The 14,297-nt window shown below is 54.8% G+C and carries 4 protein-coding genes; all 4 read left to right on the forward strand.

The genetic code is table 11. From position 1 onward, the window contains the following. Window positions 1–47 precede the first annotated feature (47 nt). The 4 genes from Pla144_RS15585 (at window position 48) to Pla144_RS15600 (ending at window position 14,284) form a co-directional block, all read left to right on the forward strand. Window positions 48–1,490, forward strand: coding sequence for an SDR family oxidoreductase (locus Pla144_RS15585; protein WP_146451594.1), 1,443 nt, complete (start codon window positions 48–50; stop codon window positions 1,488–1,490). 61 nt (window positions 1,491–1,551) lie between these two features. Then, window positions 1,552–12,756: a type I polyketide synthase gene (locus Pla144_RS15590; protein WP_261342328.1), complete on the forward strand. Its 11,205-nt coding sequence runs from the start codon at window positions 1,552–1,554 to the stop codon at window positions 12,754–12,756. After that, complete coding sequence (locus Pla144_RS15595; RefSeq protein ID WP_146451596.1) at window positions 12,753–13,523, forward strand: 4'-phosphopantetheinyl transferase family protein; 771 nt, start codon at window positions 12,753–12,755, stop codon at window positions 13,521–13,523. Before Pla144_RS15590 ends, Pla144_RS15595 begins: the two co-directional genes overlap by 4 nt. Beyond that, entirely contained in the window at window positions 13,520–14,284 is a 765-nt protein-coding gene (locus Pla144_RS15600) for an SDR family oxidoreductase (protein ID WP_146451597.1), read from the forward strand. The genes Pla144_RS15595 and Pla144_RS15600 overlap by 4 nt, the downstream gene beginning before the upstream one ends. The last annotated feature ends 13 nt before the right edge of the window (window positions 14,285–14,297 follow it).

Genomic DNA, 14,297 nt, shown 5'->3' on the forward strand with positions numbered 1-14,297 from the left:
CGCCAATAGAACTTTCGAATACGTTCGTTTCACTTACGAGCTGAGCTATGGGTTATTTTCTACTGACAGGTTCCACCGGATTAGTAGGACGCTATCTGGTTCGAGAATTGCTTGAGTCAGGTTACGATTTAGCAGTCGTAGTGCGCTCTTCGAAACTCGAATCCGCCTCCGAGCGTTTCGATGGGGTCATGCGTTATTGGGAATCCGAGCTTGGCTACGCACTTCCCAGGCCTGTCGTATTGGAGGGAAATCTTACCTCTCCCGGCTTAGGACTGGCCGACGAGGACCGACACTGGATCACTAAGCATTGTGACGCGGTTATTCACGTCGGCGCGAGTATGGTTTTCCGAGAGGACCAGTACGGCGAACCCTTCCGCACCAATGTCGGGGGTATGGAGAATATCCTTCAATTCTGCCGCGAGGCGGAATTGCGACGTTTTCATCATGTGTCGACCGCCTATATCTGTGGGCTTCGCAATGGACGCATCCTCGAATCGGATGTCGACTTGGGCCAGGAACTTGGCAACGTTTACGAACAATCGAAGCTACGCGCCGAGAAGTTGGTTCGACAAGCCGACTTCGAAGAGTTGACCATCTATCGTCCGGCAAGTGTCGTTGGGGATTATCGCACGGGCTTTGTTACAACCACACATGGATTCTACCTCCCCCTGCAACTGGCACATATCGTGGCTGACAAGATATACGTCGGCGACATGAACGAGCGTTTCATGGGCCTCTTGGGCCTTGTGGGCAACGAAGGAAAGAACCTCGTTCCCGTCGATTGGCTCTCAAAGGCGATTGGGAAGATCGTCACGCGCCCTGCACTACACGGCCAGACTTATCACCTCGCATCGCCAAAACCCGTAGCAGTTGCGACTATTCAGCGAATCATTCAACAAGCGATCGAGTCGTATCACCCTAAAGCTTTGCGTGCTCCTGGCAACGTCGATCTCTCGACCTATGAGTCGTTATTCCACGAATATATGCGAATCTATCAGTCACATTGGCGTGACGATCCGAAATTTGATCTCACGAACACCTCTGCGGCCTTGCCTGAGTTGCCATGTCCTGAAATGGACGAAGCGGCGCTGATGCGAATCGCTAGGTACCCCATCGAGCGCAATTTCAATCTGTCATCATTCAAGCGGCTTGAGCCATCTTTTGATGTGGCAAGCTACTTGAGTGACAAAATTCTCTCTGCTGATCAGTTCGTTACCACGGCAACCCGTTGCAATCTTCAAGTAAACGGTCGCGGTGGAGGCCAGTGGCAGATTTGGCTCTACAATGACCGGATTAATCGAATCGAACGCGGATTTGACCAAGATGAAGCTAACAAGTGTTACATGACTTCGGCAACCTTTGATTTGTTGCGGAACGGCCAGTTGACGGTCGCCGAATCAATTGGCGCGGGGAGACTAGTAATTGAGGGGGACCCCAATAGGCGTAAATCCCTCGCCTCTGCGTTGGAGAAGTTCGTATCAGTTATCTGATTTATTATCACAGTATCAATCGAGGAACGGATTCTTTAGACCATGAAAGCGTGAGCAAACGGTGTCAAATTCGCCCCTCACTCCACGGCCTGAAAGCATCCCTATCGCAATTGTTGGAATGGCTTGCAAATTGCCAGGCGCCGACAATCTAGAGCAGTATTGGCAGCTACTTAGCGAGGGCCGCAGTGCGGTCGTCGAGTTGCCAACGGATCGACTTGATCAGGAACTCTACTTCGATCCCAAAGTCGGAGAACTCGGCAAGTGCTACTCAAAGCTTGGCGCGATCATTTCGAGTCGCGAATTCAACCATAAGAACTGCCCAATCCCCGAGAAACTCCTTCACGGAGTAGATCCGGTGCATCTGCTGATGTGTGAAGTAGCCGGCGATGCACTTGGTCACGCTGGTTTCGATCCGTTCAATCTACCTGAAAACGTCCGCAATTGCGGCGTCTACATTGGCCATGCTCAGGGGAGTGACCTTGCAGGTGACTTTACCTATCACACGTGCATTGAAGAGGCCGCCGACTTCCTGCGCGAGAGTGATGAGTTCCGGAAACTTTCGTCCGCCGATCAGCAGGCCATCATCGGCGAGTTGATTGCCGATGTTCACGGTCGTAAACCGCGACGAGAACTTGATTCTCCCGACGTGTCGGCCTCGATGGTTGCCGGTACGATCACCAAGGCATTCAATCTCAACGGTCCCTACGGAGCGATTAATTCTGCTTGTGCTTCATCATTGCAATCGATCTTGCTAGCCGTTCGCGCGCTCCAATTGGGCCGCGTAGATATGGCAATCGCTGGCGGGGCGAGCGATTGCAAGGGGGACTCTTTAGTTCTGTTCGCTGCCGCTCGGGCTATGAGTTCCACCGGCACCCGTCCGTTTGATTCTGAGGCTGACGGACTCGTGGTCGGCGAAGGTTATGCTGCAGTCGTCCTCAAGACACTCGATCGTGCATTGGCCGATGGCGACTCGATTCAAGCCGTAATCCGTGGACTAGGTGTGTCGTCGGACGGCAAAGGAAAAAGCCTCTGGGCTCCTCGCAAAGAAGGCCAGATGGAAGCAATGAAGCGAGCCTATCGCGCAGGCGTTGATATCTCAAATCTACAATATATCGAAGCCCACTCGACTGCTACGCAACTCGGCGACGCTACGGAACTCAATACACTCACCGAAATACTTTCGCAGCATTTCCCACCGGGCAAAAAAATCCCTGTCACCAGTGTCAAAGCAAACATCGGTCATGCGTTGGAGACTGCCGGAATCGCCAGCGTCATCAAGGCCGTGCTATGCATACGCGCGGGCGTCGTTCCACCGGCGATCAACGTCCAGCACCTCAATCCGAAAATCGATTGGGAAACTGCGCCGATTTACGTTCCTACCGCTGCAGCACCTTGGATGAGACCTGCTGATGGCTCACCGCGACTTGCGGGCATCAACGCTTTTGGCATCGGTGGGCTGAACATGCACATAGCGCTCGAGGAGTTCACCGAAGCGAGCCGCCAGCAAGCTGTACCCGCCCTTCGACCGACCGATGTAGACGCTGTCGCGGTAATTGGGATGGGCTGCATACTTCCCGGTGCCGCGAATATCGACGAATATTGGCAACTCCTAGCGTCGGGTCGGGATCCCAAATCACCCGCGCCAGTAGATCGCTTGCGTCATGACCTACTTCCCACAAATAACGGCGCACGCATAACGACACCCCCTGTGGGCGGATTCATTTATGGATTCGAATACGATTGGCGCCGCCACAAGGTACCTCCCAAGCAAATTGCCCAGGCCGATCCGCTGCAATTCATGCTCCTTGAGGCGGCAGATCAGGCGCTAATCGATTCAGGCTACGACAAGAAAGCCTTCGATCGTGGCAAAGTCGGTGTGTTGGTCGGTACCGAATTCGGCGGCGACTTCTCATTTCAACTTCAAATGGGCCTCCGCTTGCCAGACATGCGACGGGTTATTGAACGGAGTCTCGCCAAACGAAACTTCTCGCCTGAGCAATCAAAGCTCGTCGCCGATCAGTTCTCAAAGGCCCTGCTCAAACAGTGGCCAGCGTTGATAGACGAAACGGGCAGCTTTAGTACAAGCTCGCTAGCGTCACGTATCGGCAAGACATGGAATCTTATGGGTGGCGCAGCCGCATTGGATGCCGGCGAAGCATCTTCGCTCATGGCTGTTGGCATAAGCCTCGACATGCTTCTCACCGGGGATTGCGACATGATGATCTGCGCTGCGGGTCAGCGGCGTATGGGTCTCCCAGAGTATGAGGGCCTTGCCATGGCCGGCTTGCTTTCCAATGGCAACTCCGTGCGTTCGGCTCTGGATGCCGACGGAAATGGCTTTATTCCCGGTGAAGGAGTTGGCGTAGTATTGCTCAAGCGCTTGGCCGACGCCCGTCGCGATGGGGATAACATTCGTGCCGTCATTCGTGGTGTCGGAGCTGCGCACTTTGCCTCCGGACAACTAGCACTTGAGACGGCACTGCAGCGATCATTTCAGACTAGTGACGTGAGTCCTGACAAAGTAACAGTTATTGAGTTGGACTCGCTATCCCGCGAAATGACCGATGAACAACTTCAAGCGATCTCCTCCGTACAGGGACAATCACCCAGTCGTGAACCGATTGTCGTTGGCTCAGCCGCTAGTCAGGTGGGTTTCTCCCATGGCGCGTCAGGCATGGCCTCGCTTTTGAAAGCAGTTCTTGAACTAGAGCATGGGCAAGTGTCTGCCACATTGGGCGTAGAAAATCCTGTGCCCGTTCCCGCCGAACATGCCAACTTGCTTCGGATTGCGAACGAAAAAATCGACGTTTCACGAGCCTTTCAAAGTGGTGCGTCGATGGCATCGATCATCTCTTGTGGACGCGGCGTCGCGTATAATCTCCTCTGCGATTTGGGAACATCCGCAGCCGATATGCCAGAGATGAATAATGTCACCCAACACTTGGCTCCCGCAGTTGTAGATTCGGTTGCCGAGCCGCTCCCCGGCGCATCTGCTACCGAGTTGGAAGCGTTTCTCATCAACTTCGTTGTTGAGCAAACCGGCTACCCGGCAGAGGTGGTGGAACTTGACGCCGATCTTGAGGCCGACCTCGGCATCGACAGTATCAAGAAAGCCCAACTCTTCGGGGAACTGCAAGAGTACTTCGATGTGACTCCTGACGAAAACCTAACACTCGATGATTTTCCCACGCTACGACATGTAGTGAAGTTCTTAGAGCGTTCAACTAGCACGGGCAGTAGTCCTGCCTCCGCACCAAATCTTGATCAAGAAACGCAGGCTGTTCCGCAGTTTACGGAACCCGCGCCAGTTGCAACCACAGAGTCTGACGAACCGGAGCTTGTCCAATCTGCCGCAACTACCTGGCGCGTTATTCGCTTTGGTGCTGACTCAGCAGAAGGATTGCGCAAGAAACTCGTCGCTGAAACTGGTAACAGCTTCTTCACCACTCCAAGCGTCTTCGCGCGACATCACAGTACGCGCCTGGCAATCGTTGCCGAGAACAGCGAAACTCTGCTCAAAAAAGTTCAGCTTGCCATCTCGCAACTTAGCAATCCCACCGGACTTGCCGCGCTCGAGCGGCAGGGAATCTTCTTCTGTTCGTCGCTCGAAGTCACTCGGCCACGGATTGCATTCATGTTTCCCGGTCAAGGTTCACAGTACGAAGGCATGCTTCGCGGTCTAATAGAATTTCACCCAGCCGCGGCAACCGCACATCGCGAGGTCGAGCAGGCTTTGACCGAGATAGGTTCCCCCAGCTTCTCGCAAATGGCTTGGAGCGGCTCAGATCTGCTGGGCAACGACGCCTGGGCTACACAATCCTCGATGATGGCTGCCAGCCACATTCTCAATTCTGTCCTGCGTGCTGAAGGTATCAAACCTGAAATCGCCGCTGGCCATAGCTACGGCGAGTATTGCGCTTTGGTCGCCACCGGCGCATGGAGTCTCACCACAGCCTTGCGAGTCACTCGCGCACGCTGTGCTGGGATTGAGGCATGTAAAAGCGCTCGCGGTGGGTTGGTTGCGACGACCGCCACTCCGATACAAGTCCGTGAAGTGCTGTCCGGCTCAGGACTCGACGTGCATGTCGCCATCAGTAATGCCCCTTCACAAACTGTTGTTGGCGGGGACGTTGAGCAACTTGAACTCGCTGCCAAACACCTGGAGCGAGCTGGCTATCAAGCTCGTAAGCTGCCAGTTCCTTGCCCCTTCCACACCCCACTGATGGCGGATTCATGCGGCCCCTTACGTGACGCGCTACGCTCCGCCGAGATCGGTCTCCCAAGTATCAGCACTTTCAGTCTGGTGACCAACCGTGAGATTGATAACGCCGATGATATCCGTGCGAATCTTGAAGCACACATGACCCGGCCTCAGCTCTACACCGACGCCGTGCGCTCGCTTGCTGAAGATCGTCCCACTGTATTCATTGAAGTGGGACCACAACAGACTTTGACGCGACTGAACGAACAGATCCTCAGCGGAGCACAGGCACGGTTCATCGCTAGTGACAGCCCTAAGGGTTCAGCGATGGAACAAATCTGCCGCGTGCGTGCGCACTTGGAATGTTGCGGTGCACTCGACGAACTTCCTGTCACCAAGTTTACCGCCAAATCCGCTGTCCGCCAGGAGATCGTCCACTTCGACGCCACGCAGCGCCGGGCTGAGAAAATGCGACGAGCTGCCACCATGGAGAAAAAGCCTGTATCGCCCTCCGTGTCCTCGCAGGATCCAAACGATCTCCTTTCGCACGCTCTATTGTGGAATCCCATTGGCCAAAATGGTCATGACGATTCCAACGGAAATACGAATGGCGAGTCCAATGGCCATTCAAACGGCAGCAGTCCCGTCGAAGCCCCGGAAGTCTCAACACCTCGCACACCCGCTATGTGGCAAGCGCGTGAGGGGTTCGCAGTCGAGACTCAACAAGCACAACAGAAGATCGACACCGCGGTTCAGCTCATGGAAGCACCTGACAGCTACGCGAGCATCGATGTCAGTGATCTGGAAGCGTTCCTCATTAATTTCGTCGTAGAGCAGACAGGCTATCCGCCCGAGGTGGTCGAGCTCGATGCCGATTTGGAAGCCGACCTGGGAATCGACAGCATCAAGAAGGCTCAACTTTTCGGTGAGTTGCAAGAATACTTCGATGTGACCCCCGACGAAAATCTAACACTCGATGATTTCCCAACCCTGCGACATGTGGTGAACTTCCTGGCCCGTTCCACAACCTCATCCTCCCCAGCACCCTCTGCAAGTCCCGCCTACGATGCACCGGTGGCCGCTGCCCCAGTTGAAGTCACACCAGAGCCTGTTGCCGATACAAATACTGCCGAGCTCGAAGCATTCCTCGTAAACTTTGTCGTCGAGCAGACTGGATATCCGCCTGAACTGGTTGAGCTTGATGCCGATCTTGAGGCCGACCTGGGAATCGACAGCATCAAGAAGGCCCAGTTATTTGGAGAGCTACAAGAGTATTTCGATGTCACTCCAGACGAAAATCTAACACTCGACGATTTCCCGACCTTGCGCCACGTCGTAGATTTCCTGGCTCGCTCCAAAACAACTGCGCCGTCTGCAAGTCCCACCTACGATGCGGCACCTGTTCCTGTGCGCATGCCTGAAGCCCCTTCGGCTACCGTCGCTGATCCCGTTGTTCCAGATGCGGCCACACCTGCCGGTTCCAATACCGCCGAGCTCGAAGCATTCCTCGTGAACTTTGTCGTCGAGCAGACCGGCTACCCGCCCGATCTGGTCGAGCTTGATGCCGATCTGGAAGCCGACTTAGGAATCGACAGCATCAAGAAGGCCCAACTTTTTGGTGAGTTGCAAGAATACTTCGATGTGACCCCTTCCGAGAATCTTACCCTCGATGATTTCCCGACGTTGCGGCACGTGGTCTCTTACCTCACCGAGAATCTAGCCCCAACCCCCATCATCGAAGAAGCTCCCTCTACCGCGACACAAACTTTCGTTGCGCCGACCCCCATGGCGCATTTCCTGGAACCACCTCAGGCCTCGGTAGTAACTCCGCCAGAGCCTGTGGAAGTCGCTAAACATGTCGTAGAGGTGGCCGCGAACGCTACACTCACGGCCTTCCATGTTACAGATGAGATTCGAAAGTTGCGACTTGCGGGATCTGCCTACGAAATGGGCGTCATTCATGGCCAGAAATTTCGTACAGAAATTCGACGCCTGATGTACCGAGTAGCAGACTTGGCCGATTCTGAAGAATCTGCAGCCTGGACAAAGTTGGCCAAGCAGCCTGAGCTGACCTTTACCGAAGACCAATTGGCAGAACTCGAGGGCATCGCCGACGCGGTCCACGTCCCTATTGCGAATGTTGTCGCGCTGAACCTCGCGATGTTTGCCGAACTAAGTAGCAGTTCGATTCAATTCGCTATGGAAGTCGAACGCAATGGTAAAGCCGTCCGTCACGGACTCCGCGACGAAAGTTTCCAGGGTTCTAGGTTGGGCGACTGCTTTGTGCCGATCCTCCAGATCCGCCAGCCGAAGTCAGGCATTCCATCGGTCGCTGTCACCTACGCCGGTTGTGTTGGCGCGCTCGCTGGACTGAACGTCAGTGGGCTTGCCGTAACGAGCGGATTGATCGTGAGTGGACCTGCGACCATGTCGCAACGCCATGCTCTGCTGACACAACAAATCCTTACGGAAGCTGGCGATATACCTGCTGCCCTAGATGCCTTGAAACACGCTCCGCAATCAGGCCCTTGGAACATGGTGTTAAGTTCGCAAAACCGATTGCCAGTTAGTGTAGAATGCTCCGGCGATTCTCTGGAGATGGTCGAATCAAACCTCGTCGTGGCCGCCAACCATAGTGCGGTCAATCCCGAGAGTGGCTCGTCCGTAAAGCGATTGAACAACCTGCAACAGTTTCTGACCGGCTCATCGTATAGTCCGTCAGACCTGGAAATGGCTCTCACCAGCTTCGGTGTGGAATCTGATGAGTACTTAAGCGTACTTATCGATCACAATGCAGGCGAACTTGGCGTGTATTATGGGGTCGACCACGAGAAGAATCAGCAGCCATTTACTCGCTTTAATCTCGAACAGTTACTTGCTGATGTTTCTTCAACCGAAAAAAAACAGCTAAAGGGTCCCGAGTTTTCAGTCAAGCCTTACGATCTCGGCGATGAGCCGGGAATGGCTGAACGGTTCGTTATGCGACTCGTAGATGTCGCATGGCCCCCCAATTCACCGGCGATGCCTACGCTCAACGGACCGGTCCTCGTGATCGGCGACAACCCATCCGCCGATGCGCTCTCAGATCGGCTGACAGGTGTAGGAGCCAAAGTACACCGGCTCAACTCGCTCGACTCCCAGCAACATGCAGTTGATTCTATCGAGCAACTTTGTGCCGACGAGCCAGTCATGCACTTGTTTCTCATGTCCTCGCGAGACAAGAACGACAGTGATTTTTTCGACACAGCCGCTTGGCACCATGCTTACGAATCCCAAGTTATTGCACCATTCTTCCTTTGCCAACGCTGGGTACAACTTGCTAGTGAAGGGAAATGGCTCGACAAGTGCACGCTCGTCGCGACTGCCAACTGCAACGGCGATTTCGGCTTCTGCGGCGATGTTCCCACACCCGCTACCGGCGCACTGACTGGGCTTGTTAAATCGCTTTATCTTGAAATTAACCACATGGGTGGCAAACGCTCTTTCCTCGCCAAGGCTATCGACTTTCCGGACGATGAAACTCCCTGCCAGGTGGCCCGCTTCATCTGTGGCGAGCTGGCCGTCGGTACGCCCGACTATGAGGTTTCCTATGTGAATGGCACGCGTTACTTGCAAGTGGCGATTCCTCGTGAGGCACAGGTCCAGGAGAAGCCTGAGCATCCGCCTCGCGGCAACTGGATCGTCACCGGAGGCGCCCGGGGCATCACGGCCGAGTGTGCCTTGGAACTCGGTCGCCGGTTTGGTGTAAAATTGCATCTCTTGGGGACAAGCCTGCTACCCGAGATCGACCCAGCCTGGCGAAATCTCGATGAAGCTGGCCGCGCCGCGCTGCGCAGCGAAACCATCTTGCGAGCACGCGAGACGAACGACAAGCCAAACGAGGCTTGGGACCGCGTACAGAAGCAAATCGAGATCGACCAGAACCTCCGCGCGTTCTCCGATGCGGGCCTCGACATCACTTACCATACTTGTGACGTCGCCGACTGTGCAGCTTTGAACAAGGTGCTCGAATCAATCCGTCGAAGGCATGGCCCTATCAAGGGTATTCTCCATGGCGCTGGCATTGAACGTTCCTGCCGACTGGAAAAGAAGCGTACCGAGGATGTGCAGGCCACTTTCGATTCAAAAGTCCTCGGCGCTTGGAACCTTATGCAGCTTACACGAGAGGATCCCATCGGCCACTTCGTAGGGTTTGGCTCGGTAAGCGGCCGATTTGGGAGTAATGGTCAAGTCGACTACTGCATGGCGAGCGACATGCTCTGCAAACTAGTCTCATGGTATGGCAACCAGAGGCCATCGTGTCATGCGGTGGGTTTTCACTGGCATCCATGGGACGAAATCGGTATGGCTTTCCGCCCGGAGACCCGTTCTGCTCTCGAAAACACCACAGGGCTCAAGCTCATGCCAAAGCGTGAAGGCCTGCGGCAGTTCTTGCGAGAACTCTACTCTGAAAAGTCCGATAGCGAAGTTCTCGTCACCGATCGTGCCTACCATAATCGCTTTTATCCGAAGAATGTCGAAGCGATTGCAGAGAACTTTCGCACCGAAAAAAAGATCGAGTTTCCAACTCGGAAGCCGCGGCAAATTGCCTCTCGTCACGTTCTGCGCACGCGTCCTGCTCCGCTAGCTACTCAATCCGCAGGTCAACCTGGAATCACCGGCCCGGCTTACATTCTCGGCGACAATGACGACGCGTTGGCCCTGCGAGAAAAACTCATGGCAAGCGGCATAGCTGTACACATGCTTCCAGTTTGCGACGACTCTGAAACGGCGATTTCCCACTTGGAAGCCGCCTGGAAGTCACAGCCAGCCCGCAATTTGTTTTTATTCTCAGCCCGTGACTCCGACGCCGGTGAATTTCGAACAGCGGAAGCATTCCGCCGTCGTATGCAACGGGGTGTCTATTTGCCGTTTCAACTGACGCAACGATGGTTCCAGCTAGTTTCTGAACTGCCATTCAATGAGCCTGCGACACTTGTTGCAGTTACGTCTCTGGGTGGCGATTTCGGATTCAATGCCAGCGTTAAGTCACCCGAGAGTGGCGCACTAGCCGGCTTGCTCAAGAGCGTCTATGTCGAAGACTCCCGTTATCAACACACACGCTTTCGTGTGAAAGTGATCGACAGCCCCTCTGACGAAGCCCCCACCGATCTCGCCTCGGGAATTTGCTCTGAACTTGCCTCTGATGCGCCCGAAGTGGAAGTTGCCTGGTCACACGGCGAGCGTCGAACCGTAGCGATCTACCCCGCACCTGTGGAAAAACTTCCTCAACGTGAGATACCCTTAGGCGGTACTTGGGTTGTCACCGGCGGTGGCCGTGGCATCACCTCTTTTGCAGCATGTATGTTTGCTCGTCGGTATGGACTCAAAATTCACATGATTGGCAAGAGTCCTGCGCCCGACAAAACAGCACCTTGGCTTAAGTGCAGCGACGAAGAACTAAAGAAGTACAAGTCGACAATCGTCCGAGAGGCAATCGCCGCTGGACGTTCGCCGGAAGAGGATTGGGGCCGAATTCGAAAGGCGCGTGAGATCGAACTCGTACTTGGCAAATATGCCGAGGCCGGTGTTGAGCCCCATTATCATAGTTGCGACATTACCGACGAAGCAGCATTAGAGAAAGTCCTCGCTGAAATCCGCAGGATTGATGGGCCAATCGATGGGGTCATCCATGGCGCAGGTTATGCCAAGGCTGCACGATTTGAAAGTCGCGCTGGTGATCGGATCCGCCACACATTTGGTCCTAAGGCTGACGGAACCGCGGCACTCATGCGTCTAACCATGAAGGATCCTTTGCGCTACTTCCTTGCGTTCGGCTCTTTGAGCGGACGGTATGGCGGCAACGGACTGAGCGACTACGCCGCAGCCAATGAAATGCTCGCCAAATTATGCGACTGGCATCGAAAAGATCGGCCCGACTGCGCCACCACATGCTTCCACTGGCAAACATGGGACCGCTTCGGCATGGCACTACTTGCCGATGCCGTCGATATCACGAAGAGTTCGTTCAAGATGGAGTTCATGCAGCCTGAGGAAGGAATCGAACACATGCTTCAGGAGGTCCTTGCTGGCGCGCCTGAATCAGAAGTTCTCATCGCCGATGACTACTTCGAGAAGTCGTTTTATCCCTATTCAATCATGAAAAGTGAAGCACCTCCTGCAGGTCCGCCGGCAGCGGCTTCCGCTCCTGAGGCAAAGAGTGGAACGGACCGACCATTGATCGATTCGATCGGTACCAACGCCGATGGTTCCACCACAGCAGAAGTCACTTTCGATCCAATACACGACCCTTTCTTGGTCGAGCACCTTCTGAAACAAAGCCCGTTTCTCCCAGGCGTGCTGGGGTTAGAAGCTGTCTTGGAAGCGGCATCTCTCTGGCGCCCTGGACAAGAGATAGCTGAGGTCCACGACGTTGAGATTATCAACGGTCTCATGTTTCGCAGTGACGATCCGATCGTGACCAAAGTCCGGCTCGCTAACGATGGTAATGTGGTCGAATCGCAGCTCACCAGCGAGCTCCGCAATCGCGCTGGCCAAGTCATCGATCCGAATCGTGTTCACGTTCGCGCCAAGGTGCACTTTGGAGCCCCCGAGCCACTTGCGCCTTCCACCGCAGGTACGCCCCCTTTGGGAATGCATCCATTTACCTATCCTGACGACGCATTGCTCTACCATGGCCAGCCGCTGCGATGCCTCAAAAACTACGGCATTCAATATGATGGCGGTTGGGGGCAGATTATCGCTCCACCACTGTCCGAACTGGCCGGCCCTCGGTCAGACACCGGTTGGATCCTGCCAACCGCGGTACTTGACGCGTGTGTAGTCTGCTGCGGGAGTTTTGTGTTCCTCCAATTCGGAGGAATTCTGGAAGTGCCGCACGGTTTCGAGTTGATACGTTGGGCGCGCCAACCACGCGCGGGCGAAGTCTGCATCGCCCGCTTCTGGTTTCGTGCTCGCGAAGCCCGCCACAGCCTATTCGACTTCACGCTCTACGGTGAAGACGGTTCTCCTGTTCTTGAGGTTACCGGTTATCGCACCATTCGTGTCGGAGAAGAAACCCCATGATCGTCTCCGCACAATGCGACCTCCGCTATGCGCCATTTACGGATTTGGAACTTCAAAGAACTACCACTGGCACGGACTGGCTTTCACAGGACGAGCTTGCCTCGTGGCGAACATTTCGTTCAGACGTACGACGCAACACATTTCTTGCGGGCCGCATTCTAGCCAAGCGACTATTGCGAGCTCAACACTGCACATCGTGGTTTACCGCTCCATCACAAATCTCGATTTACAGCAATGATGTTTCGTCGGGAGTCCGACCCTACATCAAGCTTGGCGAAAACCGGCTCGGATATTCTCTCTCGATTTCGCACACATCCAATGCGGTACTTGTGGGTGGCACGAACCGTAACGGCGTCTCCGTAGGGGTCGATCTTGTGGAGATGCGCTCGCTGAGCGCAGGGTTTGAACGGAGTTGGCTTACCGACGCTGAGATCGCCTTGCTACGGCAAAATGAAGACAACATGACCGTTGCCGACATCTGGGCGATGAAGGAGGCGGTCTACAAGGCCGTCCACACTGGTGAATCATTCGCACCCCGCAATGTCGAGATCTGTCTTCAACCCGAAGGCGTCACAGTATTTTACCAAGGCGAGGACATCAGCGATCATTGCAAAGTGCGAGTTTGGCGATTCCGAGGCCAAATCGCCGCGGTCGCCACATTTCAACGACACCACAAATTGCCTAAATCGTACCTCGACAATCACGATGCACTCATCACCCTTTCTAAGTCTCCTGACCCCCGCTCCCTTTCGAGAAACCAATCATGATCGACCTAACCGGATACGTAGCTCTCGTGACCGGCAGCTCCCGTGGCATCGGCGCAGCTTGCGCAGTGCGCCTGGCAGAAGCCGGCGCTGATATTATCCTCAATTACTGTACTTCCCGTTCTGCTGCCGACCAGGTGGCAGAACAGATTCAGGCCCTCGGCCGGCGCGTTGCCGTAGTGAAGGCTGATGTATCGGAGCGAGACGATATCGAATCGCTTATCGATTTTATTGAAGAACGATTTGGCAGGTTGGACATAATTGTCTCGAACGCAGCCTCTGGTGGCTTCCGCTCGATGATGTCGATCACTCCCCAGAATTTCGTTGGCACGATGAAGACAAACGTACTCGCGCTGATTCAGTTGGTGCAAGTCGCTTCGAAACTCCTGGAAAAGTCACCGGGACGGGCAAAAGTGATCGGCCTCTCCAGCCATGGAGCAGCGATGGCAGTTCCCATGTACGGCAGTGTGGGGGGCTCAAAAGCGGCATTAGAAAGCTTCGCTCGCCACTTGGCGCTTGAGCTCGGTGATCGCGGCATCAATGTAAATATAGTCCGAGCTGGCCTCGTGGCTACCGATTCAACCTCGAAGCTTCCCTACGCAGACATGATGTTTGAGGGCCGCAAGTGGCGGAGTATGACTGGCGATCGTTTCGTCGAAAAAGAAGACGTCGCCAATGCGGTGCTCTTTCTGGCTAGCCCGCTCAGCGACATGGTTCAGGGCGAAACTCTTACTGTTGACTGTGGTGCGCAAGTCCACGTCTAACCTCGCGAGTCCT

The sequence above is a fragment of the Bythopirellula polymerisocia genome (assembly GCF_007860015.1).
GTDB lineage: Bacteria > Planctomycetota > Planctomycetia > Pirellulales > Lacipirellulaceae > Bythopirellula > Bythopirellula polymerisocia.